The sequence below is a fragment of the Streptococcus sp. FDAARGOS_522 genome (assembly GCF_003812445.1).
Taxonomy (GTDB): domain Bacteria; phylum Bacillota; class Bacilli; order Lactobacillales; family Streptococcaceae; genus Streptococcus; species Streptococcus agalactiae.
In genome coordinates this window covers 1,630,196-1,655,215 of the sequence record NZ_CP033808.1, presented here as the reverse complement: position 1 = coordinate 1,655,215, position 25,020 = coordinate 1,630,196, and the positions used below count along the sequence as shown (strand labels likewise).

Genomic DNA, 25,020 nt, shown 5'->3' with positions numbered 1-25,020 from the left:
CTATTCCATTATCTTCAAGTTAAGCATTCCAAAAGGAGCATTCGCTTTATTAATCTGGTCACAAATAAAATGACTCAATAAACTAGACTTTGGTGATATAGGATTGACACCTGTAGTGATAGCTTGAATAAAAGCATCAATCATTGGTTCAAAACCACGTTTCTCTAGAGTGCTTGCCCAAGAGCCAAAACCGATAGCACGACGATCAAAGCCATCAATAACAGAAAGATTTGACAAATCATCTAATGAATAGGTTACTTCTGGCGACTCTATTTCAATTATTTCTCGACGAGACCCCGACTGCAGGTTCATGCTTGCTTCTATTATCTCACTGTCTGTTTCTAGCGTTACTGATACTTGTAATATCTTATTCCCATCACGTTTAGTCACAAAGTATCCTCTTTTAACAACATTATTTGTCAAAAATAGCGCCGTATCTAAAGGATGGATAAACATATCAAAAAGCTTATATTGAAAATCCGCTGGTGCATTGACAGCATTTTTAAAGGTGCGAATATGGTTTTTATCTTCTACTTTTTTCATTTCCATAATACGTGGTGCAAAGCGACGATTAAAACCTGCCATTAAAAATGTTTTATGATCCTTCGCCAAATCATACAATGCTTTAGTTGAAGTATAATCTTCTGTCAAAGGCTTATCCATAAAAACTGGAATACCCTTTTTTAAAAAAAGCTTTGCTATATCAAAGTGAGCACTAGTCGCGACATGAATGAAGACTCCATCCAAAGGATGCTCGGCTAGACTATCTAAACTGTCATAAGCTGTAGAAGAACCAAAAAGCATATTAACTTCTTCTAAAATCTGTTTTTGGCGTGTAAAAAGATGCCAGTGCACACCTGTCACTTGACGCATATAAGGTAGATAAGCTTTCTGTGAAATACCTCCTAAACCGACAATTCCAAGTTGCAACATAGCATCCTCCTTCTATTTTTTCTTTGCCTTTTCCAAAAATTGTTTCCTTAAATCTTTTAGACGTGATTTTTGATTAGCATTCTCTCCAGTAGAGTGCTTCTCATGGAACTTCTGTACTTGTGCTTGCCCTTTGTAATCTAATTGGTATTTCCCCATATCTTAATAACTCCTTCTATTTTATCTTCTTATTTTAACATATAATAGACCAGAGGTTTTAATAGAGGTTTTAATTAATTGCCTTGATTTTTAATACTTGATCCGTTCATATGTTTTACACGAGCAGAGATTTCCTTATGACGACCATTAACCATCGGACGAGCCTGTGGATTACCTAAGTAACCACATGTACGTTTGACAACATCTACTGTCTTAGGGTCGCTGTTACCACAATTTGGACAAGTAAAGCCTCGATCTGTCGGTGTAAAATCCCCTTCAAATTGACATTGGTAACACTTATCAATTGGTGTATTAGTACCTAGATAACCTACCCGATCATAAGCATAGTCCCAAACTGCTTCTAAAGCTTTTGGATTCTGTTGCAAAACAGGGTACTCACAGTAGTGAATAAATCCTCCTGATGCACCCGTTTCAGGATAGATTTTCTCAAAATCTAGTTTTTCAAAAGGTGTTGGATTCTTACGCACATCATAGTGGAATGAATTAGTGTAGTATTCCTTATCAGTAATATCAGTTACTATACCAAATTTTTCAGTATCTAAACGACAGAACCGGTCAGTCAAGCTCTCCGATGGTGTCGAATAAACTGAAAAATGATAATCATACTCATCAGACCAATCTGCACATAACTGCTTCATCTTACGAACGATGTCTACAGTAAATGCTTTAGCTTGATGATTATCTTCCCAGTCACCACCATAAAAAACACTCGCCACCTCATATAAACCAATATAACCAAGAGACACCGTTGCACGGCGGTGATTAAAGAGTCGATCAACATTGTCATATTTTCCTAAACGTTCTCCAAATGCTCCATACTGGTAAAGAATGGGCGCATTTGCTGGGATAGCCTCTTTGACACGTTCCACACGATAAACCAAGGCATCTCTAGCAATACTCATACGTTCATTAAATATCTCCCAGAATTTATCCATATCACCGTTAGACTCCATGGCAATGCGCGGTAGATTAACTGTTACAACTCCAAGATTCATACGACCAGATGTTACATCCTGACCATTTGCATCTCGCCACCCTTGTAGGAAAGAACGACAGCCCATAGGGGCTTTAAAAGAGCCCGTTAAGTCAATAATTTTATCATAAGAAAGGACATCTGGATACATCCGTTTTGTCGCACACTCTAGTGCTAATTGTTTAATATCATAATTGGGGCTATTTTCTTCTAAATTAAGGCCTTTTTTAAGCGTAAAAATTAATTTTGGAAAAATAGCAGTACGATGCTCGCTTCCTAAACCTTGAATCCGAATTTTCAAAATCGCTTTTTGAATTTCTCGTTCAAACCAATTAGTTCCTAATCCAAAACCAAGCGAAGTAAATGGCGTTTGCCCATTTGAAGTAAATAAAGTATTAATTTCATACTCCAAAGATTGCATGGCATCATATATATCTTTTTGTGTTTTAGCGCGCGCATAGTCTTCTTGTTTATCTTCAATAACCCATTCTTTTGCATCTTTTAAATGTTTTTGATAATTTAACTGTGCATAAGGAGCTAAAAACTCATCAATGCGATCTGCTGTACAGCCACCATATTGACTTGAAGCAACGTTCGCAATAATCTGTGAAATCTGAGCAGTCGCTGTCTGAATAGATTTTGGACTCTCAACTTCTGCATTACCAATCTTAAAACCATTTGCAAGCATTCCCTTAAAATCGATTAAACAGCAATTTGTCATGGGAGTGTATGGGCTGTAATCTAAATCATGATAATGGATATCACCCTTTTGATGTGCATTTGCTACATGAGAAGGTAACATTTTCAGACCAATTGATTTCCCTACAATACCTGCTGTTAAATCACGTTGGGTATTAAACACATCAGAGTCTTTATTAGCATTCTCATTAACAACAGTTTGATCCTTATTAATTAATTTTCCAATAGAAAAATTGATATCTGTAGCCTGTGAACGCTCAAAATCGCGTTGGGTACGATAATTGATATATTCTTGTGCAATAGCGTACTCATTAGCTTCCAATAATTTATGTTCAACGATATTTTGTATTTCATATATCTTGATGTTATCTTTAAAACGATTGTAGATCTCAGCGATGACATGATCTGCAATCATCTCAAGTTTAGCCTCAACTAAAGGAGACATTTTGATAACTTTATTACTAGCTTTTAATAGAGCCGTGTAGATTTTATACTTATCAAAGCTGACCAAACGCCCGTCACGTTTAATCACTTTGATATCAGATTCTGTCATAAATCGTTCTCTTTCCAATACCATCATGTGAAATATCCTCCAGTGACAATTATAGCATGCAAAGAAAAAAAATCAATATATTGTGTCAAGTTTTTTGCTCAGACACAATATATTGATTTTTAATCTATTTGAAACGATATAGAACAAAATGAGTGATATTTGATAGAGGAACTTCTTGGTAGTGCTTCTTAATATCAGATTTCAGTTCATTTGGTAACTTCTCATTTTTATTTAAGATAAAGTATTTAGCCCCATGCTGAAGCAGCTCGTCCTTCAAAATTTTCTCATTATTTTTTTGCGCTGTATTAATATGTGGCAAAACAAATTGAGAAGCAGATTTTAACCGAGTCTGGCTATAAATGCTAGCAACTTTGTCCCAAACATAAATCTTACCATCTCTATCAATTTTTGTAGTCAAATAATGTGAAATGTCACGCCTTTCTTTACTAAGAGTAACATTTTGATAAGTATTATAAACTAGTAACCCTATCGATAAAGAAACTAGTAAGAGGGGCAAATAATATGTTTTCTTTACAAAAAGGTCTACGATAAGAGATTTACCAGAGAAATACTGACGTCTATGTGAACGCCTGTCAATCACTTTTTGGTAAAGAATAGTAATTTTATTACTCGTTAGCAAAAGACCAAATGGTAAAGCAGGTAAAAAGTGGTAAAGGTTAAAATCTCTTGAAAAAATGGCCATTATAGCGTAAATAATAAAAATACAGGCAATAAAGTTCAAGCCGATTTGATAAGATGCTTTTTTACGATTTTGAATAAAATCCCATAGTCCAAAGAGACAACCTGACCCTAGAAGGACAACAATTTGAATTGCTAAACTAAGAAGGAATGAGTGGTTTGTCCTAGCGAAATACGTAAAGGGGTAAAAAATAGCTTTGTCAATATAAGAAGAGATAATCTGTAGATTAAACATAAAGTAACCAACAGTATAAGCAATTAAAATCATACCAAAAACAACGCATAAAAACTGATAAAATCCTCGTAGTGACTGCTTTTGCTTAATATTGGTTGCTGTTAAGAGAACAAAAGAGCAAAGCCAAAAAATCAGTGTTTGGGGATCTATAAATAGTGAGAATGCTGCTAAAATGCCATAAAATATAAATGCTTCATCAACGATATTATCGACACAAAATTTAATTAAAAACCATAGCGAAATGAGCATAAAAGGTAATGCCCACTGTATTGGGTACATACCACCGAATCCTAAGACAATATTCATTATATAGAAAATCAACGTCATGCCTATCGAGACAATTTCACTTTGTGCCACATAATAAACTAATTTATAAAAATAAATTCCAGATACATAGTAAGCAATAAACTGTACAATAAGTAACCAGATACTAGACCCTAAAAGGTAACTTAGAGCAATCGTTACATAGTATAAAAATCCTCCTGTAGCAAAAACATCACTATAAGGAATCTGTCCTTTGGTCATCATCAAACCTGTATAGAGATTCTGAGTCTGCAAACCATTTGCAAAATAAGTCAATAACGGATTTGCAATTGCTAAGAGAGTTGACAAAACACTATATAATAAAATTGAAAATCGACTAGATTTCTTCATTCTGATAGCCGTTCGTTTACTCATTGATGGGCTATTTTTATAGCTCACTCCAATTGGTTTTTCTAGGTTTTCTACCACTATTTTTCTCCTCATATTTACATACTACCAGTATATCAGAAAACCTTATTTAGTCAATTTAGCCAACACTTGACCGTAACGAATAATATCCCTAAAGTAGTGGTATTTTCTAGACATATATTGTTTGAAAAATTCTTGTTCTTCTAATGTTAGCTGAGTATCTGACATTAACATCACCTCCTTTTACTACATCATCACTATTATTATTCGAAAAAAAAAACGACTGAACAATTGCTCAATCGCTTCAATATTATTCTTCATCTAGAAAGCTGTTGAAAACTTCCTCAATCATGTCCCATTCTGCATCTGAATCTTCTGGTATAGGCTGAAGGTCTCCTTCAGTTCCATCGGCATTTTCTGTAAATGAGTAAGCTTGAATCTCAATTTCACCTTGTTCGTCTTCTTCCGCACCTGCAGGAATGAGGAGAACATAGTTTTTGCCAAACTCTTCACGCCCATCAATAGTTAATAGGATTTCAAAAAGTGTTTCGTTCCCATTCTCATCTACAAGAGTGATTACTTCATGTTGATGTTCATGGTTATGATCGTGGTTATGATTATGTGCCATTGTTTCTCCTTTTTATGCCGAATGCTTAAAACATGCGGTCTAAATAATTTTGTAAGATTAGTTGAGCTGCTAATTTATCGATAACTTTCTTACGCTTACCACGACTAATATCAGCTTGCTCAACTAGCATACGCTCTGCTTGAACAGTCGTTAGACGTTCATCTTGATATTCAACTGGAAGATTGAATAATTCAGTGATTTTATCGCCATATGCCTGACTAGCCTCTACACGAGGACCACTTGTATTATTCATATTTTTAGGTAGACCAACTACAAATTTATCAACTTTGTACTCTTTTACTAACTCTGCTAAGCGGTCAAAACCAAAATTTCCAGATTCTTCATCGATCTTAATGATTTCAAGACCTTGTGCAGTGAAACCGAGTGGATCACTAATTGCAACGCCAACAGTTTTCGAGCCGACGTCAAGTCCCATTATTCTCATTACAAATCTATTCCATTTCCTTGTAAATAATAACGAACGAGCTCTTCTACAATCTCATCACGTTCATATTTACGAATTTGATTGCGAGCATCATTGTAACGAGGTACATAAGCAGGGTCCCCACTCAATACGTAACCAACAATTTGATTGATGGGATTGTAACCTTTTTCTTCTAATGAACGATAAACAGCTGTTAATGTTTCACTAATTTCTACTTTGTTACTATCATCTAATCTAAAACGAACAGTTTCATCTGTAAATCCCATACCTACACCTTCTTTCCTTTAATTCTTTCACTTATTATAACTTAAATAAAGTATTTGTACAAGAAATTGATAAACACTATATTAGAAAATCAAAAAGGGAGCACAAGAAACCAAGAAGTGATTCTTTGATTTCTTTACTCCCTACCTTATAGGTGATTTTTACAGGTTATCGTGTGACTCTCACTTATGCTTATCTAAAGCTCAAAGTGCTGCACGAAGACGAGCTTCTGCATTTTCAACGTTACGAATAGAGCGAGGTAGAAAAGCACGAATATCATCTTCCTTATAACCTACTTGAAGACGTTTGTCATCAATTAGAATTGGACTCTTTAAAATACGTGGATTTTCTTGAATAAGATCAATAACTTCATTTACACTCAACTCCTCAATATTACAATTGAGCGCCTTAGCATAACGATTTTTAGAAGAAACGATACTTTCAATACCACTTTCAGTTTTTGTTAATATTTCTAAAATTTCATCACGTGTTAGTGATTCTTTACCTAGGTTTTGTTCTTTATATGGAAGTTGATGAGCATTTAGCCAAGTTTTTGCTTTTTTACAACTTGTGCAACTTGAAATAGTATAAATCTTAATCATGTGCCTTCTCACTTTCTATCCCATGATAGTTATAGTTTAACATAGTCACAAAAATCAAACATGGGACTTAAGACCTATTTTTTATCAATTTACTAATAAAAATAAATATATTTTAGGGATTTTTAAGCTTATTTTTAGTATAAAAATAAGTTCCAACCACTGTCAGAACTTATTTTAGTTACATTTATTCAAGTTCAAGATGTATAGTTGCTATTTTATTCCTCAATTTCAATAGCATTGTCCAAATCTAAAACAAGATCATCAGCTTCATTTTTTTCTTCAACGAGCTCAGACTGAACTGGCGAATCATCTTCAGTCATTCCAAAGTGCACGCGCACTTTATGGTCAATTTCATCAAAAATTGCTGGATTATCTGCTAAATATTTTTTGGCATTTTCAGAACCTTGTCCAATTTTCTCACCATTATATGAGTACCATGCACCTGCTTTTTGGATAATATCCAAATCACTAGCAATTTTAATTAACTCACCCGTGCGAGAAATACCTTCACCATACATAATTTCGACAAAAGCTTCACGGAATGGTGGAGCAACTTTATTTTTAACAACTTTGATTTTTGTCTCTTTACCAACATTATGATCTTTATGCTCACCAGTCCCCTTGATTTGAGTATTACCACGAACATCTAGACGAACCGATGAATAAAATTTCAAAGCACGACCACCAGGTGTTGTTTCAGGGTTACCAAACATAACGCCTACTTTTTCCCTTAGCTGGTTGATAAAAATTGCGATTGTCTTTGTCTTGTTAATGGATGCTGACAATTTACGCATTGCTTGACTCATCATACGAGCTTGCAAACCAACGTGGCTGTCACCAATATCACCATCAATCTCAGCACGAGGAACAAGGGCTGCAACTGAATCGACAACAACTAAATCAACTGCGCCTGAATCAATCAATTTACCTGCAATTTCAAGACCTTGCTCACCTGAGTCAGGTTGAGACAAGAGTAACTCATCAATATTAACTCCAAGAGCCGCAGCATAGGCTGGGTCAAGAGCGTGCTCAGCATCAATAAAGGCAGCAATCCCACCTTCCTTTTGGGCTTGAGCTACGGCATGAAGGGCAACCGTTGTTTTACCAGATGACTCTGGTCCATAAATTTCGACGATACGTCCTTTAGGATATCCACCTGCTCCTAAAGCGATATCTAAAGCAAGAGAACCTGAACTCATTACTTGAACCTTTTGTTCAGCTCGCTCACCTAAGCGCATCACTGCGCCCTTACCAAAATCTTTTTCAATATTTTTCAAAGCATCATCTAAGGCTTTTCGACGTTCATCACCGAATTTCTTAGTAATTTCTTCTGCTTTTTTCGTTTTTTTAGCCAATGTCTTCTCCTTATATTTCTATGAATCTAGGTTGATTCAAATTTAGAAATCGTTCTACTAATTATAACAAATATTATATCTTTAATAAAGCCCTACGCACCAGGTCAAAAGCATGTAAAGTACTGATATGACGGACATCTGAGCGGCTCTTCCCTCCAATCGATACTTTAATAGAAGAAACGCCTTCAGGGGTTGCAATCCCAATAAAAACTGTACCTGCAGGGTATCCTTCCAACTCATCAGGACCAGCAACTCCCGTTAAACCGATACCAAAATCTGCTTTTAAAAGTTGGCGAGCTTGCTGAGCCATTGCCTCAGCTGTAAAATGACTGATAACTCCATATTCTTGCAATTTTTTCTTAGGGATGCCGAGAAGTTGTGATTTTGCTTCCATACTATAGGTCGTAAAACCACCATTAAAAACTTGCGAAGCACCAGAAAATTCTGCTAACTGAGATTGAAATAACCCTGCTGTTAAGCTCTCTGCGGCAGTAATCGTTTTATTTTGTACTTTCAATAATTCTAAAACAGTACGTGCCATACTATTATTATCACCATAACCATATAATAAATCTTTTAATTTACGGTTATCTAATGTCTTAAGAGCAAGTATTTCTTTTTCTAAGCTATCTAATTTAAAGTCGGCTTCATCCTGATTTTCAGCTTTCGTTGATAACCTTAAAGTTACCTCACCAACCTTTGCATATGGTGCTATAGTTGGATCTGTCTGATTCTTAATTATGTCTTCTAAGATTGTGACTAACTGACTCTCACCGATACCAAAGAATCTCAATACACGTGAATATAATTTTGTACCATTATTTGACAAAATAGGTACCACCTGCTCCATAACCATTGGATTTAATTCACTAGGCGGACCTGGTAAAACCATATATTGGACTCCCTTAGATGTAACGATACCACCAACAGCTAGACCAGTAAGGTTTTGTAGAGGTATTGAGCCTTCAACCAATTGAGCTTGTCGTTCATTATTTGGCGTTCTAGCAAACTGAGGACGACTTGCAAAAAAACGATCCAATTTTTGACTAGCTAATAAATCCACTGTTAATGATTTACCTAAAAATTTAGCCAAAGTTTGTTTCGTTAAATCATCCTCTGTAGGTCCAAGTCCACCACATAGGATAACCAATTGACTGCGCTGACTAGCTATATCTAAAAGCGATAATAAACGTTCCTCATTGTCTCCTACAGCTGTCTGGAAATAAATATCAATTCCCAATTCTGCCATTTTCTCCGACAAAAATTGTGCGTTTGTATTAACGATCTGTCCTGTTAAAATTTCTGTTCCTACAGCGATAATTTCAGCCCTCACAACTTCACCCTCTTATCTATTCGAAATAATGACTACATTTTAGCAAAAAAAGTAGCAAAAGTGCTACTTAAAACATATCACATTGATATTACTTGAAATCACATATATTTTCATGGTCATTAACCATACCCGCGGCCTGAATAAAAGAATAGAGGCAAGTTGGACCAACAAATTTAAAACCGCGTTTTTTTAAATCCTTAGATAAGCGTTCGGATAAGGTAGTACTTGCAGGCACATCGTTGTAGTTGTTAACTGAGTTAACCTGTACTTTATTATCTACAAAAGACCAAATGTAGCGATCAAAACTTCCGAATTCTTTCTGAATTAATATAATTGACCTAGCATTTTGTCGTGTTGAGAAAAGTTTTAGACGATGACGAATAACCCTAGGATTTTGTAAGATTATCTCTAAATCCGCATCTGACATTGCAGCTACCTTTTCAATATTATAGTGATGAAAAACTTGTCTGAACTCCTGACGTTTATTTAATACTGTTTCCCAAGATAAACCCGATTGATAAGTTTCTAAACATAGTAACTCAAAGAGTACATGATCGTCATGAACAGCTCTCCCCCACTCTTTATCATGGTAAGCTACATATAATGGATTATCTAAATTCACCCAAGAACATCGTTTCATGTGAAACCTCATTACTTCTAAATTATTTCATCAACATCTTCAAACTAGATTTGATGTATTGCTCCACAGTCTCGTTCGTACCTTCAAAAAAGGCTTTTACTTTTTTCAATTCAGTCGCCTTATACCCCAACGCTAACAAAGCTTCCATAGCTTCTTCAAGATTGCTATTCTGCTCAGAGCTAACCTTACGACTAGTCGCACTCTCACCAGAAGCTTCTACAAACTTCCCTGACAAATCAAGGATCATCTGTTGTGCTGTTTTTTTTCCTATCTTTGGAAATTTAGTCAAATACTTAATATCACTATTATCAATGGCACTTACGAGACCTTCATTGTCATCGACTGCAATAATTGCTAAAGCGGTCGTTGGACCAATTCCTGATACTGAAATTAAATTAAGAAAAATTTCTTTTTCATTTTCCGTATGAAAACCAAATAAAAGATGTGCATCATCGCGAATGACTTGATGTAAGTAGATGGTAACTTCTTGATTAACGTAACCTGAAAAAGAGTAGGGATTTGCCACATATATCACGTATCCCAATCCAGCTGTTTCCACAACAATAAATTTAGCTGTTATTTTACTCAATTTTCCTTTAATATAATCGTACATTCTATTTTCCTATCTCAATATTTTTCATTTTGGTAGCATATAAGATTAAAACCAGACCTGCTAACATAAAAATGGTCAATGTTATTTGAACACCTATTTTTCCTGTAAAATAGCTGAGCGAAACCATGGCACCTGCTAATACACTTGCAACAGGTTGTGCGATAGCTAAAAATCCAGAATATGATCCAATTTTTCCCTCCACCATCATCTCCGCCCTTAGAACCTGACTAGCTGGAACATAAATCATTTCGCCAAAGGTAAAAAACGTCATGGCAATCAAAATAGCTCCAAAAGTGTTTAGAGAGATATTAAAAAGCATTCCAAAACCACAAATCAAGCTCCCTAATATTAGTTGACGTTTCAAAGGCCAATTCTCTATGAATTTATTTATAGTTGTCATTAGTAAGACAATTAATAGAGTGTTTGTAAAGACTGCTAAACTAAGCATTTTAGCACCTGTGATTGTATGTCCTAAAATGGACACTACTTCAAAATTTTGCTTAAGATTGACCGAGAAATAATTATCAACCTGGAGCCAGACAACACTGGAACCAATTGCTCCTAAAGTATAAACAACAAACGCTTTATCCACTAAAACCTGACTATAATTTTTAAAAGTTCCTAAAACTCCCTTATCATGCTTGAAGGTTCCCTCCTGTGGTTTTGTCTCATCAAACTTGAAGTAAACCACGAAACAACAAATCGCTGAAATAATAAGAAGAACTATTAATAATTCAAAAAAATGGTGATCATAGAAAATCCCAGCAATCCCAGAACCTAGCATTACAGCGATGTTAACCAACCAATAACCTATAGTGTAAACAAAGCGACGATTCTGTTCGTTCGTCAAATCAATGGTCATAGCTTCATAGGCAGGGAAATAAAATTGGTGAGCTATTTCAATGATAAGGATACCTACAAAGGTCAAGTGTGGCGTAATATGATTTGGAACATTTGCAGCTATAGTTATAGCCCAACCAATGGTTGCCAGCAGTGAACCTACAATCACAACTTTTTTCCTCCCTATAGCATCTGACAAATGGCCTCCATATAAGGTCGCTACAAACCCTGATAGTTGAGTTATGATGATCAAAATTCCTGTAACTAGATTTCCAAAATATTGAACATAATACATTGCCATAAAAGGAAAAATCGCTGAACCAACTGTAATGGAAATAAAACGCAATAATTCTCTTAACTGTAGCTGTTTTGGCAAAGCAAAAAACTCTTTCACTTTTTCTCCCTTCTTCCCTAACAAGTAATTATCAATATTTTCCTAAATCCCTGAGGCTTGTATGATTTTCTTGGATTCGTTTAAACATTTTCTCCATATCAGCTTTTGTAAAATTAACTAAAACAGGTCTTCCATGAGGGCAATTATAAGGATTTTTACATTGCGCTAACTGATCTAATAAATGACGTGCTGAGTAATCGTCTAGCGTATGGTTTGCTTTAATAGATCGCTTGCAAGACATCATAATAGCCAACTCTGCGCGATATTTTTTCACTGAGACTTCATTAGTGAGCAACAACATATCACACATTTCATAAACGCCAGACTCTACCTCTTCTTCTTTCATCCAAATTGGATGTTCCCTTAAAATGAAAGTATTATTACCATACGGTTCCAAGAAAATACCAACATCTTGTAATAATGACATTTTTTCTTGTAATTGAAGAAAATCTGAACTTGAAAATTCAAATAGAAATGGTACTAACAATTGTTGAAGACTATTATCAACCTCACCTATCTTTTCACGGTAATACTCGTATTTTACACGCTCTTGAGCTGCATGTTGATCAATAATATACAACCCACCATTCCCTTGAGCAAATAAGTAGGTCCCATGCATTTGACCAAAAAATTCGAGCTCTGGAAAAGTCGAACTTTCTTCCGAATCTAATTTTTCAACAAGTTTGTTAAGTGACTGTTTACTACTAAGGTAGTCCTGAGAATGAATGAAGTTCTCACTATCAGCTTGATCTCTACTAGCATACTTTATATTAGGAGACTGCGTTGCTCCTTGATTAACAGAGTTTTTTACATCATTGTCAACTGAACCGTCACTTTTGTCAAGGTTTGTAAAGTTAGCAATAGGTTCAGATACAGTATCTGCATCTATAAAAAAGTCATTTTTAGTCCTATCGTAATACAAACCAGGCTGTTTTAGTGAGAAGCTTGTTTGTATAGGCTTATCTACACTTCGGGTACTAGTTTTAGCTAAATTCTCTAAAGCATCCGGAATCAAATCATATTGTTTAAGACTCTCAGAAATTGCTGAGCTTATTAAACTCATTAATTCTCGTTCCTTAGAAATTCTCACCTCTTGCTTAGTCGGATGAACGTTGACATCTGCTAGATAAGGATCTATCTGAATATCAATGACAGCAATTGGAAATCTTCCAACCATCAACTTTGAACCATAACCATCTAGAATTGAGCGGTTTAAAAGAAAATTTTTAATGTAACGACCGTTAATTAATAGGGTAATATAGTTTCGGTTAGCTCGTGTCAATTCAGGCAAACTTACATAACCCGAAATTTCAAAATCTAAATCTGCATTTGAAATCTCAATCATTTTTTTTGCAGTATTTAAACCATAAATACCTGCAATCGCCTGTCTCAAATCGCCAGTCCCACTAGTTTTAGTCATTTCTTTACCATCATTTATCAGTGTAAAAGCAACTTCCGGATGCGCTAGACTGAGTCTATTAACAATATCAATAATATGAGCTAGTTCAGACTGTAAACTCTTCATGTATTTCAATCTGGCAGGCGTATTAAAGAATAAATTTTCAACTAAAATTTTTGTTCCACGAGGACTTGAAACAACTTCCTGTTTTTCAATGTTTCCCCCTTTAGCAACAAGTAACGTCCCTTGTTTCCCTTGCTCTGTAGCTGTTTTTATCGTCATTAAACTAATCGAAGCGATTGATGGTAGGGCTTCACCACGAAAACCTAAGGTCCGAATACGAAAAAGGTCACTCTGGCTTTTGATTTTGGATGTAGCGTGACGTCGTAAACTGAGAACAGCATCCTCACTAGTCATCCCTTCACCGTTATCCGTTATTTGAATCTTTTTAAGACCAGATTCTTCAACCTCTATGGTAATTTGGCTACTTCCTGCATCTATGGCATTTTCAACTAATTCTTTAACGACGCTACTAGGTCTTTCAACAACCTCACCAGCAGCAATCTGGTTAGCTAATATATCCGGTAATTCAATAATTTTAGACAAGTTCATCCCTCCTTTTTTTAAGATTTTTTGTAACTTTTTTTGTGATATCTTAGCCATTATACCATATTCAAAATATTAATTTGACAATAACACAATTTTTAGTTGACATCACTCCTATTACCTGTTAGACTTAGGGAGCGTAATAAGTTTTGAAGTTGTATTTTTGTTTAACATTTTTACCTTTTTAATTTTTTACAGTAACATTTTTAGAAAGGTAATAAACAAATGACACAAGGTACAGTGAAATGGTTTAACTCAGAAAAAGGTTTTGGCTTTATTTCTAGCGAAACTGGAACAGACGTCTTCGCTCATTTTTCAGAGATTAAAGTTGATGGCTTCAAAACTCTTGAAGAAGGACAAAAAGTAACATTTGATATTCAAGATGGTCAACGTGGACCACAAGCAACAAATATCAATCTTGTTAAATAATTAAAAAAGAGCCTAAATGAATTATTTAGTCTCTTTTTTGTTGCCCAAAGGCTATTTTATAATAATTTCTTTAAGTCAAATATAGCATTCATAGCTTGCATTGGAGTTAGATTCATTATATCTATCGCTTCTAACTCCTCAATAACCCTACCTGCATTTGAAGGTTCTTCAAAAAGTGATAATTGTCCTTGTTGCTTCTCAGAATCTAGTTCCTCATTTAAGTCAGCAGTAACAGCTTCTTGGGGGGCTGATACGATCAACTGTACTGCATCAGCTTCCAACTGTGATAAAATATCAGTTGCCCTATCCAATAAGTCAATTGGTAAACCAGCTATTTTTGCGACGTGTATCCCATAAGACTTATCCGCAGGTCCAGATTCAATTTTATGTAAGAAGGTAACTTCTCCATCTCTCTCTAAAGTAGCCACGTGTACATTGACAAGCCTTGTCAATTGTTCAGATAAATCTGTCAACTCATGGTAATGAGTTGCAAACATTGTTTTTGCCCTAACACGGTCATGAATATATTCTATAATCGATTGAGCTAATGCCATACCATCATAAGTGGCTGTCCCTCGACCTAATTCATCAAAAAGAATCAAAGATTTATCACTGGCTCGTTTTACAGCCTGATTCGCTTCCATCATTTCTACCATAAAGGTTGATTGCCCAGAAATTAAGTCATCAGCAGCACCAATCCTAGTAAATATTGCATCAAATACAGGCAAATCAACTTCGTCTGCCGATACAAAACCTCCCATTTGTGCCATAATAACTGTCAAAGCTAACTGGCGCATATAGGTCGACTTACCACTCATATTTGGTCCTGTAATCAACTGGATATCTGTCTGACTATCAAAATAGATACTATTGGGAATATATTCTTGCACTCCCATCACTTTTTCAACGGTTGCATGACGCCCATTCTTAATCTTAATCTGATGTTCATCATTAAATTTGGGACGAACATAGTGATGATTTTCTGCAACTACTGCCAAACTCTGTAGAACATCAACGGTTGCAATAGTCTTTGCTAGCTCTTGAAGACGTTTAATATAAGATTCTACTTGAGCACGAACACGCATAAAAATATCATATTCTAAATTTGAAGATTGCTCGCGAGCTTCGAGCACTTCACCTTCAATTTTGGCTAGTTCTGCTGTTCCATAGCGTTCAGAATTTTTTAACGTCGCTTTACGGAAAAAATGCTCCGGTACTAGTGATAAATTGGAATTGGTAACATGGAAGTAATAACCGTCTTTTTTATTATAATCAATTTTAAGAGTACCGATACCACTTGCTGCTCTTTCCTTAGCTTCAATATCAGCAATCCAACCTGTACCTTCACGCATCACTGTTCGATAATTATCCAATTGCTTATCAAATCCAGACTTGATAATGTTTCCCTCAGTGATAGTAGCCTGTGCTTCTGGGGCTATCGCCGTATTAATTAAACTTTCTAATTCAGGCATAGTGTCAATTTTGTTGACAACAATGTCAAGCTCAGGTTGATTGAAGGACTGTAAAATCATTTTAATCCGAGGAATTTGTGATAAGGTCTGTCCGAGTTGCAATAGATCTTTAGGGTTGGCTTTTCCGAAAGATACTCGACTTGCTAGACGTTCAATATCATATACACCCTTTAAACTTTCTGTGAGATCGTTTCTCTCAAAAAAATAATCAAGAAACACTTGAATAATATCTTGACGTTCCTTGATTCGATTCATACTTACCAAAGGCCTGTCAATCCAAGTTCTCAGCATTCGAGTTCCCATCGCTGTTTTAGTCTCATCTAACAACCAGTAAAGACTTCCGTGCTTCTTGCTTGTTCTAGCATTCTCCAGTAAATCTAGACTATTTTTCGTTGCATATGACATTTGTAAATAGTCCTTTATTTCATAATGAACTACTTTCTGTAAATGACTAAGTTCACGCTTTTGTGTTCTATGCACATATTGTAAAAGTTTTTCCGCAGCAGATATTTCCAAATCAGTTAACTGTTCATCAATCAAATGAATATCATTAAGTCGTTCGTCTTCGTATGATAAAAGCAAGTTCATCTGCTTCGTCAGTAGGTGATTTTTTTCGTCCGTCAATTGATATCCTACTACAATCTCACGAGCTTTTAAATTTAGTATTTCACTACGGACGGACTCAAAATCTGTTAAAAGGGTTGCCTGAAACTCTCCAGTTGAGACATCCATATATGCTAGACCAAATGTTTGTTGATCTTGCGAATCAATCGCTACTAAGAAATTATTAGCACTATCCGGCTTCGTTGACTCCACAACCGTTCCTGGGGTAACAACTTGCACTACCTCACGCTTTACCACTCCCACAGCTTTTTTAGGATCTTCCATCTGCTCAGCAATGGCTACTTTGTAACCTAATTCAACTAAAACGTCAATATACTGTTGAGCTGAGTGATAGGGAACACCTGCCATTGGGATTGGCTTTTCTGCGTTCTTATTTCGACTAGTCAAGCTAATCTCCAGGATTTGTGCTGCTTTTACCGCATCATCATAAAATAATTCATAAAAATCACCCATTCTAAAAAGCAAAAAAGCATCTGGATAATTCTCTTTTATATCCAGATACTGTTGCATTCCCGGTGATATCGTTGGCTTGGCCATTTCTCACTCCTAACTAACGGGGCTGGCTGCCATGCTCAGCTCCTCAATCATTATATTTATAAACCTACTGATAGTTCTTTTCCAAAAACTTTGGCAATATCTTCATTTTGACAAATCACCAACAAGGTGTCTGCTCCTGCCATTGTTCCTAAAATCTCTGGCAGCCCTTTCTCATCAATAAAGTTTGCTAAAACGCTAGCCTCCCCTAAATTAGTATTTAAAACTAACATAAAACTTGCTCGCGATACTTTCAAAATATAGGAGCGTAAGGCTGGGCTAAATCGATTTGAAGTAGCTGTTGATAAACTATAATATAGCTTACCTTCTGGGCTACGCAATTTTAAAAGACCAATCTCACGCAAGTCTCTTGATAGAGTCGCTTGCGTGACATCGATTCCTTCATTTTTTAAATGTAATTTAATTTCTTCTTGTGTGCCAATCTGCCCTGATTGGATTAAACGTTTAATACGTTTTTGGCGTTCTATTTTATTCATGTTATTCAATCCTTTTTAGTTAGAATTATGCTTACCAAATTATATCAAAAAAAATTGTCTTTTTCACTTAGTAGTGATATCGTAATCATTCTGTAAAAAAGCTATAAAGTAGGCTAGTTCTTTACAGAATGCATTATGAATTTAATCAACAAGTTCTCGTCTATTTTTCATAATTATGTTAAAATAGGGTGACTATATTACTAATTAAAATAGGAGATACCATGGATACAAAACATCTAATTGCGAGTGAAATTCAAAAAGTTGTTCCAGATATGGAACAATCGACCATTCTTTCTTTATTAGAAACCCCAAAAAATTCGAGCATGGGAGATTTAGCTTTCCCAGCATTCTCTTTGGCTAAAACTCTACGCAAAGCACCTCAAATAATTGCTAGTGACATTGCTGAACAAATTAAAAGCGACCAATTTGAAAAGGTGGAAGCTGTTGGACCTTACGTTAACTTTTTCCTTGATAAAGCCGCAATCTCAAGTCAAGTTCTAAAACAAGTCTTATCTGATGGTTCTGCCTATGCTACTCAAAATATTGGTGAAGGACGAAATGTTGCCATTGACATGTCTAGTCCAAATATTGCTAAGCCATTCTCAATTGGACACCTTCGTTCAACAGTTATTGGTGATAGTTTAGCTAATATTTTTGATAAAATTGGCTATCATCCTGTTAAAATTAATCACCTTGGCGACTGGGGTAAACAATTTGGAATGTTAATCGTTGCTTATAAAAAATGGGGCAATGAAGAGGCTGTCCGTGCTCATCCCATTGATGAACTTTTAAAACTTTATGTCCGTATTAATGCTGAAGCCGAGACAGACCCTAGCGTTGATGAAGAGGCACGTGAGTGGTTTCGTAAACTTGAAGCTAACGATCCTGAAGCAACTGAATTATGGCAATGGTTCCGTGACGAGTCATTATTAGAATTCAACCGTCTTTACGATAAAATGAATGTTACATTTGATAGCTATAACGGCGAGGCATTCTACAACGACAAAATGGAGGAAGTGCTTGAACTGCTAGAATCTAAAAACCTCCTGGTCGAATCTAAAGGTGCACAAGTTGTTAACCTAGAAAAATACGGTATTGAACATCCTGCTCTCATTAAGAAATCCGATGGAGCAACTCTCTACATTACACGCGACTTAGCTGCTGCACTTTACCGTAAACGTACCTACGATTTTGCAAAATCAATCTACGTTGTAGGAAACGAACAGTCTGCACACTTTAAACAACTAAAAGCTGTTCTTAAAGAAATGGACTACGATTGGTCCGATGATATGACTCATGTTCCTTTTGGCCTTGTAACAAAAGGAGGAGCAAAATTATCAACTCGTAAAGGAAATGTAATTCTCCTTGAACCTACTGTTGCAGAAGCTATTAATCGTGCGGCATCTCAGATTGAAGCTAAAAACCCTAACCTAGCAGATAAAGATAAAGTTGCTCAAGCAGTTGGTGTAGGTGCTATTAAATTTTACGATTTGAAAACTGATCGTACAAATGGTTATGACTTTGACTTAGAAGCAATGGTATCATTTGAAGGTGAAACTGGGCCATATGTACAATATGCACATGCTCGTATTCAATCAATCTTACGTAAAGCTAACTTTAACCCATCTAATAGCGATAATTACAGTCTCAACGATGTTGAAAGCTGGGAAATCATCAAACTCATCCAAGATTTTCCTCGTATTATTGTACGTGCGGCAGATAATTTTGAGCCCTCTATTATTGCAAAATTCGCTATCAATTTAGCTCAGTGCTTCAATAAATATTACGCCCACACACGTATTTTAGATGAAGACGCTGAAATCAGTAGTCGTCTAGCACTTTGCTATGCAACTGCTACAGTATTAAAAGAATCTCTTCGCCTCCTAGGAGTTGATGCTCCGAATGAAATGTAAGAAATGACACTACTAAGACTGTCAAATTTATGACAGTCTTAATTTTTTATATTATAATAATAGCACAATAAGTTACAGGAGAATGCCATGCCATCAGAAAAAGAAATATTAGATGCTCTTAGTAAAGTTTATAGCGAAGAAGTAATACAAGCAGATGATTATTTTCGTCAAGCTATTTTCGAGCTCGCTAGTCAACTTGAAAAAGAGGGGATGAACTCACTCCTAGCTACAAAAATTGACTCACTTATCAATCAATACGTCTTAACACATCAATTTGATGCTCCTAAAAGCATATTTGATCTTAGTCGCTTGGTAAAAACAAAAGCTAGCCATTACAAGGGAACTGCTATCTCAGCTATTATGCTTGGTAGTTTCTTAAGTGGAGGACCAAAATAAAAATACAGGCCAGACAGCCTGTATTTTTATTTATCGTAATTTCTTCGTCGAATTTTAAAATCTGAGCTAATAACTTCATCTACATTTATAACAGAAATAAAAGCATCTGGGTCTAAATCAGCCATGATTTCTTTCACATCACGCACTTCACTTGGGTTAAGAGCTACGTACAAGACATCATGCTCTCTACCTGAGTAGGCACCTTGGCCCCGTAAAAAAGTTACACCCCTATTAATTTCATGCAAAATGGTTGCTGCTGCAGATTCTGATTCTTTGGTAATAATGATCATTCCACGAACAGTGTAGCCCCCATTTTCAACATTTGTTAACACTTGACTAAATACAAAGCTAGCTACTAACGTATATAGCATCTGTTGTAAATTAATATAAACAAGTGAAGACGTTAGAACTATAGCATCAATAAACAATAAGGTTTGCCCTAATTTTATTCCAGATTTTTCCTCCACAATACGACCAATAATATCTGCACCACCTGTAGTTGCACCATATCTAAATACTAAACCACTACCAGTTCCTGCTAAAATTCCAGCAGCTACTGCAACTAACATCATATCGTTTTTCAAAGGGACTGTTACAGGGATTTGTTGCCAAAACCACATGAAAAAAGACATTAACACTGTACCATATATAGTTAACAATAAGGATTTTTTCCCTAAAATCCTAGCCCCTAATATAAATAACGGGATATTAAGGAGAAGTGATGAAAGTGCTGGATTAACTCCGAAAAGTGCATGGATAATCAAGGTGACACCGGAAATACCTCCTTCAGCCAAATGATTAGCCATATTAAATTTGACAAATCCGAAAGTATAGAGAGCCACACCCAAGGCAATTAAAATAGCTTCTTTTATCTTTGTTTTTAAATCCAGTTTCAACATAGGCTTAATCCTTCCTTATTCAAAAAAGCTAAAGTTGTTTAAACAACTTAGCTTAATAACATCATAATGTTTCCTTAGTGGCAGTTGACCAAAAGTCATATATACAGTTAATCATCATCAACGAATCGTCCAATAATATGAACATTTTCTGCAACGGAAACAAAGGCTTTTGGATCTGCTTTTAGCATTAAATATTTAAAATCACTAAATTCTTCACGTGTTAATATAGTTATTAAAACTGCTTTTTTCTCATGATTATAAGTACCTTCAGCATCATTGATACAGGTTACACCACGATGTAAATCACGATGGATATGTTTAATGACGCAATCAGGCTTACTGGTAACAATCATCGCTTGCATCTTTTTTTGCTTTGTAAAAATGGCATCTGTAACTCTACTTGATACAAAAATTGTCACCATCGAGTACAAAGCGTACTTCCAACCAAATAAAAGACCTGCAAATAATAAAATAATACCATTAATAATAAAAGAAATACTACCTACATCTCTGCCTGTTTTCTTTCTAATTGTCAAACTGATAATATCTGTTCCCCCACTAGAAATTCTAGACTTAAAGCTAAAACCAACACCAGCTCCCATAATTAAGCCACCAAAGATAGCATTGATTAAGGGATCAGTTGTAAGGGTGATTTGAGGCATTAATTGAATGAAGATAGAGCTTACAGTTACTGTGATAAACGTAAAAATAGTAAATTTATGTCCAATCTTACGCCAAGATAATATCAGCAAAGGGATATTAATAGCATAAAAAGCTAAAGCAACTGGTATTTCAAAAGAAAACCAGTGTTTACTGACAGCTGAAATAACCTGAGCTAAACCAGTTGCTCCACTTGAATAAACATGTCCAGGTTGAAAAAAGAAATTGACAGCAACACTGGATAGAATACCATACAGTAATGAAGCCGAAATTTTCTCTGCATATTTTTCTCGTGAGATACTTTTTAAAGTGTGTAAGAGACCAAATTTTTTAGCCCATACACTGATAATATATTTTACCTTTTTTTCTAAAGGGGTTCGTCTAGTTTTCATAACTTTCTACAGTAAGTGATAATTCTTCTAATTGTTGTTCTGAAACGAGACTAGGAGCTTGAGTCATTGGATCACTAGCCTTATTGTTTTTAGGGAATGCAATAACTTCTCGAATATTGTCCTTGCCTGCTAACAACATAACAAAGCGGTCAAGGCCTATTGCCAATCCACCATGTGGTGGGAAGCCGTAATCCATAGCTTCAAGTAAGAAACCAAACTGTTCCTGAGCTGATTCAGCGCTAAATCCTAAAGCCTTGAACATACGCTCTTGTGTATCTTTTTGGTTAATACGTAGGCTACCACCGCCTAACTCATATCCATTCAAAACAATATCATAGGCAACTGCACGTACTTTAGCCAAATCCCCTTCCAACTCATGCGCTGTCTCCGCTGTTGGCAAGGTGAATGGATGATGAGCCGACATATATCGTCCCTCTTCTTCTGACCACTCAAACATTGGCCAATCAACAATCCATAGGAAATTAAATTTAGAATAATCAATGAGTTCAAGTTCTTTTGCAATGCGTGTACGAAGCGCTCCTAAAGTCTCGTTAGCTACTTCAAGACTATCTGCTACAAATAGAATTAAGTCATTATTCTCTAGCTGTAAAGCTTCTGTCAACCTACCTTCAATAGCTGTCAAGAACTTAGCAACCGGACCTGAAATAGTATTATCTGCATATTTTAGCCATGCTAAACCTTTGGCACCGTATTGTTTTGCAATTTCTGTTAATTTATCAATATTTTTTCGAGAGTACTTGTCCGCCTTATTTTTGACAACAATCGCTTTAACTACTGAAGCTTCTGAGAATACCTTGAAGTCAACTTCTTTTACAACTTCTGTCAAGTCTTGTAAAAGCATATCAAACCTTGTATCAGGCTTATCAGACCCGTAGTTATTCATTGCATCATCATATGCCATCCTTGGGAATGGTAAAGAAACCTCTAAACCTTTAGTGTCTTTCATTACTTTAGCAATCATACCCTCAACAATGTCTTGAATTTCTTGATCACTAAGGAATGATGTCTCTAAGTCAACTTGTGTAAACTCGGGTTGACGATCTCCACGTAAATCCTCATCACGGAAACATTTGACAATTTGATAATAACGATCAAATCCCGCATTCATCAATAGCTGTTTTGTAATTTGAGGGCTTTGTGGAAGGGCATAAAAATGTCCTTGGTTGACACGTGATGGAACCAAGTAGTCTCGTGCCCCCTCTGGAGTTGATTTTGTTAGCATCGGAGTTTCGACATCAATAAACTCTAAGTTGTCAAGGTAATTACGGATTGAGTGTGTTACTTTCGCACGTAATTTGAAATTTTCAAGCATTTCCGGACGACGAAGATCCAAGTAACGGTAACGCATGCGTGTATCATCATTTGCCTCAATACCATCTTTAATTTCAAATGGTGTTGTTTTCGAGGTATTAAGAACCGATAATTCTTGCACTTTTAATTCAACTTCTCCTGTTGGTAAATTATCATTAGCTTGTTCTCGTGCTGTCACTACACCGCTAACCTCTATAACAAATTCACTACGGAGACTTTCTGCGGTTGCCATAACTGAGGCTGATACTTCTTCAGGATTAATAACTAATTGCATGATTCCCTCGCGATCGCGAAGATCAATAAAAATAAGACCTCCAAGGTCACGACGACGACCAACCCATCCTTTTAAAGTAATCGATGTTCCTATGTGCTCACTACGAACACGCCCAGCATACATACTACGTTTCATCTGTTTTCTCCATTTAAAATATTCATTCCAACCTATTATAACAAAAAGCACCTAAAAACCCCACCCATTAAGGAGAGTTTTTAGGAACTGTTTTACAATCCTAATTGTTTAAGCACAGATGAAAAACCTGTTTTAATGTTTTCAAAACTAACTTTAACTTCTTGACGTGTTTGATTATTTTTTAAACTGACCTCTCTCGAATCTACTTCACTGCTACCTAATGTCATAATCACTTTAGCATTAAAAGTATCTGCAGACTTAAATTGTGCTTTGATTTTACGACCCAAATAATCACGTTCTACTTTAAAACCTTGATGACGTATTGATTGTGCCAAATCTAAGGCAGCTAGATTAGCCTCTGATCCTAATACAGCTATATACAGATCTATAGTATTTTCTATTGGTAAAGGAATCCCTTGCTTACCTAATATTAAGAGCAAGCGTTCTAAACCTAATCCAAAACCAAATGCTGGAGTTTCTGGTCCACCAAAATAGGATACTAAGCCGTCATAACGGCCTCCAGCACAGATCGTTAATTCATTATCTTCAATCTCAGTGATAAACTCAAAAATAGTATGATTATAATAATCAAGACCACGAACCATATTAGTATCAATGATGTATGGAATATTTAGAGCATCAAGCATATGACACACAGCATCAAAGTGGGCTTGGCTTGACTCATCTAAATAATCTAAAATAGAAGGAGCATTTTCAACTGCTAGTTTGTCTTCTGGCTCCTTAGAGTCTAGTACGCGCAATGGATTTTCATTCAAACGACGTTGACTATCCTTAGACAATTGTTCACGTATGGGTGTTAAGTAATCAATAAGAGCTTGGCGATAGGCTTGACGACTTTCTGGACTCCCTAAACTATTAAGATGAAGTTTAACATTTTTGATACCTAAATCTTCAAATAGATGATGTCCCATTGCGATTGTTTCAACATCAGTTGCTGGATTATTTGATCCAAAGCACTCAACGCCTACTTGATGAAATTCTCGTAAACGACCAGCCTGTGGGCGCTCATATCGGAACATTGATCCAATATAATACATTTTGGTTGGTTTTTGAACTTCTGGTGCAAATAGTTTATTTTCAACATAAGAACGTACAACAGGTGCTGTTCCTTCTGGACGAAGCGTAATGTGACGATCTCCTTTATCATGAAAATCATACATCTCTTTTGTAACGATATCCGTTGTATCCCCAACTGAGCGACTAATAACCTCGTAATGTTCAAACATTGGTGTACGAATTTCATCATAATGATATTGTTTAAAGAGATTGCGTATAACATTTTCAACGTATTGCCACTTTGCTGATTCTCCAGGTAAGATATCCTGAGTCCCTTTTGGTTTTTGAAGTTTCATAAGTTTACCTCTTCGATTAGTTTTCTCTTT

Annotated in this window: 24 protein-coding genes; 3 read left to right on the top strand and 21 right to left on the bottom strand. The window is 35.8% G+C overall.

Translation table 11 applies throughout. From position 1 onward, the window contains the following. The 15 genes from EGX70_RS08685 to mutL all read right to left on the bottom strand — a co-directional run bounded on the left by EGX70_RS08685 (position 1) and on the right by mutL (position 14,060). Positions 1 to 933 (bottom strand): Gfo/Idh/MocA family protein, encoded by a 933-nt coding sequence (locus EGX70_RS08685; RefSeq protein WP_000939688.1) that lies wholly within the window; start codon positions 931 to 933, stop codon positions 1 to 3. Between the two features lie 12 nt (positions 934 to 945). Further along, positions 946 to 1,089, bottom strand: coding sequence for a hypothetical protein (locus EGX70_RS08680; RefSeq protein WP_000521645.1), 144 nt, complete (start codon positions 1,087 to 1,089; stop codon positions 946 to 948). Between the two features lie 74 nt (positions 1,090 to 1,163). Beyond that, complete coding sequence (gene nrdD / locus EGX70_RS08675; protein ID WP_000989502.1) at positions 1,164 to 3,362, bottom strand: anaerobic ribonucleoside-triphosphate reductase; 2,199 nt, start codon at positions 3,360 to 3,362, stop codon at positions 1,164 to 1,166. Positions 3,363 to 3,459: 97 nt separating this feature from the next. Further along, positions 3,460 to 5,001 carry a membrane protein gene (locus EGX70_RS08670; protein ID WP_000230040.1) on the bottom strand — a complete coding sequence of 514 codons (1,542 nt, stop codon included), beginning with the start codon at positions 4,999 to 5,001 and terminating at the stop codon, positions 3,460 to 3,462. Positions 5,002 to 5,046: 45 nt separating this feature from the next. After that, positions 5,047 to 5,169: a hypothetical protein gene (locus tag EGX70_RS11270; protein ID WP_001285708.1), complete on the bottom strand. Its 123-nt coding sequence runs from the start codon at positions 5,167 to 5,169 to the stop codon at positions 5,047 to 5,049. A gap of 82 nt (positions 5,170 to 5,251) precedes the next feature. Continuing rightward, on the bottom strand, positions 5,252 to 5,569 hold the full coding sequence (locus tag EGX70_RS08660) for a DUF1292 domain-containing protein (RefSeq protein ID WP_000940931.1): 318 nt from the start codon (positions 5,567 to 5,569) through the stop codon (positions 5,252 to 5,254). 25 nt (positions 5,570 to 5,594) lie between these two features. Continuing rightward, complete coding sequence (ruvX, locus tag EGX70_RS08655; RefSeq protein WP_001222109.1) at positions 5,595 to 6,014, bottom strand: Holliday junction resolvase RuvX; 420 nt, start codon at positions 6,012 to 6,014, stop codon at positions 5,595 to 5,597. After that, a complete protein-coding gene (locus tag EGX70_RS08650) occupies positions 6,014 to 6,280 on the bottom strand; it encodes an IreB family regulatory phosphoprotein (protein WP_000507056.1) in 267 nt (88 codons plus the stop codon). The genes ruvX and EGX70_RS08650 overlap by 1 nt, the downstream gene beginning before the upstream one ends. Positions 6,281 to 6,481: 201 nt before the next feature. Next, positions 6,482 to 6,880 carry a transcriptional regulator Spx gene (spx, locus tag EGX70_RS08645; RefSeq protein ID WP_000591161.1) on the bottom strand — a complete coding sequence of 133 codons (399 nt, stop codon included), beginning with the start codon at positions 6,878 to 6,880 and terminating at the stop codon, positions 6,482 to 6,484. A gap of 215 nt (positions 6,881 to 7,095) precedes the next feature. Continuing rightward, positions 7,096 to 8,235, bottom strand: a complete 1,140-nt coding sequence (gene recA / locus EGX70_RS08640) for a recombinase RecA (RefSeq protein ID WP_001085741.1) — start codon at positions 8,233 to 8,235, stop codon at positions 7,096 to 7,098. A 73-nt stretch (positions 8,236 to 8,308) separates the two neighbouring features. Then, the gene (locus tag EGX70_RS08635) at positions 8,309 to 9,568 is read right to left on the bottom strand and encodes a competence/damage-inducible protein A (RefSeq protein ID WP_001200975.1); all 1,260 of its coding nucleotides are present in this window, start codon (positions 9,566 to 9,568) and stop codon (positions 8,309 to 8,311) included. A gap of 88 nt (positions 9,569 to 9,656) precedes the next feature. Continuing rightward, entirely contained in the window at positions 9,657 to 10,208 is a 552-nt protein-coding gene (locus EGX70_RS08630; protein ID WP_000817341.1) for a DNA-3-methyladenine glycosylase I, read from the bottom strand. A 22-nt stretch (positions 10,209 to 10,230) separates the two neighbouring features. Next, positions 10,231 to 10,821, bottom strand: coding sequence for a Holliday junction branch migration protein RuvA (gene ruvA / locus EGX70_RS08625; protein ID WP_000272490.1), 591 nt, complete (start codon positions 10,819 to 10,821; stop codon positions 10,231 to 10,233). A gap of 1 nt (position 10,822) precedes the next feature. After that, on the bottom strand, positions 10,823 to 12,055 hold the full coding sequence (locus EGX70_RS08620) for an MFS transporter (RefSeq protein WP_000657472.1): 1,233 nt from the start codon (positions 12,053 to 12,055) through the stop codon (positions 10,823 to 10,825). Positions 12,056 to 12,086: 31 nt separating this feature from the next. Then, positions 12,087 to 14,060 carry a DNA mismatch repair endonuclease MutL gene (mutL, locus tag EGX70_RS08615; protein WP_000034614.1) on the bottom strand — a complete coding sequence of 658 codons (1,974 nt, stop codon included), beginning with the start codon at positions 14,058 to 14,060 and terminating at the stop codon, positions 12,087 to 12,089. Between the two features lie 225 nt (positions 14,061 to 14,285). On the opposite strand from mutL, the gene EGX70_RS08605 reads away from it, so the two are divergent. Continuing rightward, entirely contained in the window at positions 14,286 to 14,489 is a 204-nt protein-coding gene (locus EGX70_RS08605; RefSeq protein WP_000191849.1) for a cold-shock protein, read from the top strand. Positions 14,490 to 14,545: 56 nt separating this feature from the next. Here the strand turns inward: EGX70_RS08605 and mutS are convergent, their stop codons facing one another. Beyond that, the gene (gene mutS, locus EGX70_RS08600; RefSeq protein WP_001118379.1) at positions 14,546 to 17,122 is read right to left on the bottom strand and encodes a DNA mismatch repair protein MutS; all 2,577 of its coding nucleotides are present in this window, start codon (positions 17,120 to 17,122) and stop codon (positions 14,546 to 14,548) included. 56 nt (positions 17,123 to 17,178) lie between these two features. After that, the gene (gene argR, locus EGX70_RS08595; RefSeq protein WP_123948075.1) at positions 17,179 to 17,616 is read right to left on the bottom strand and encodes an arginine repressor; all 438 of its coding nucleotides are present in this window, start codon (positions 17,614 to 17,616) and stop codon (positions 17,179 to 17,181) included. 221 nt (positions 17,617 to 17,837) lie between these two features. Here argR and argS point away from each other — a divergent pair, with 221 nt between their 5' ends. Together argS and EGX70_RS08585 are read left to right on the top strand one after the other, a co-directional pair. Continuing rightward, complete coding sequence (gene argS, locus EGX70_RS08590) at positions 17,838 to 19,529, top strand: arginine--tRNA ligase (RefSeq protein ID WP_000379864.1); 1,692 nt, start codon at positions 17,838 to 17,840, stop codon at positions 19,527 to 19,529. An 87-nt stretch (positions 19,530 to 19,616) separates the two neighbouring features. After that, positions 19,617 to 19,925, top strand: a complete 309-nt coding sequence (locus EGX70_RS08585; RefSeq protein ID WP_001138859.1) for a bacteriocin immunity protein — start codon at positions 19,617 to 19,619, stop codon at positions 19,923 to 19,925. Between the two features lie 26 nt (positions 19,926 to 19,951). Here the strand turns inward: EGX70_RS08585 and EGX70_RS08580 are convergent, their stop codons facing one another. The 4 genes from EGX70_RS08580 to hisS all read right to left on the bottom strand — a co-directional run bounded on the left by EGX70_RS08580 (position 19,952) and on the right by hisS (position 24,990). Further along, a complete protein-coding gene (locus tag EGX70_RS08580) occupies positions 19,952 to 20,824 on the bottom strand; it encodes a YitT family protein (RefSeq protein ID WP_000915478.1) in 873 nt (290 codons plus the stop codon). A gap of 107 nt (positions 20,825 to 20,931) precedes the next feature. After that, on the bottom strand, positions 20,932 to 21,876 hold the full coding sequence (locus EGX70_RS08575) for a YitT family protein (RefSeq protein ID WP_123948073.1): 945 nt from the start codon (positions 21,874 to 21,876) through the stop codon (positions 20,932 to 20,934). Continuing rightward, entirely contained in the window at positions 21,866 to 23,617 is a 1,752-nt protein-coding gene (gene aspS / locus EGX70_RS08570) for an aspartate--tRNA ligase (RefSeq protein ID WP_000830938.1), read from the bottom strand. Before aspS ends, EGX70_RS08575 begins: the two co-directional genes overlap by 11 nt. A 92-nt stretch (positions 23,618 to 23,709) precedes the next feature. Continuing rightward, entirely contained in the window at positions 23,710 to 24,990 is a 1,281-nt protein-coding gene (gene hisS, locus EGX70_RS08565) for a histidine--tRNA ligase (RefSeq protein ID WP_000775906.1), read from the bottom strand. Positions 24,991 to 25,020 lie beyond the last annotated feature (30 nt).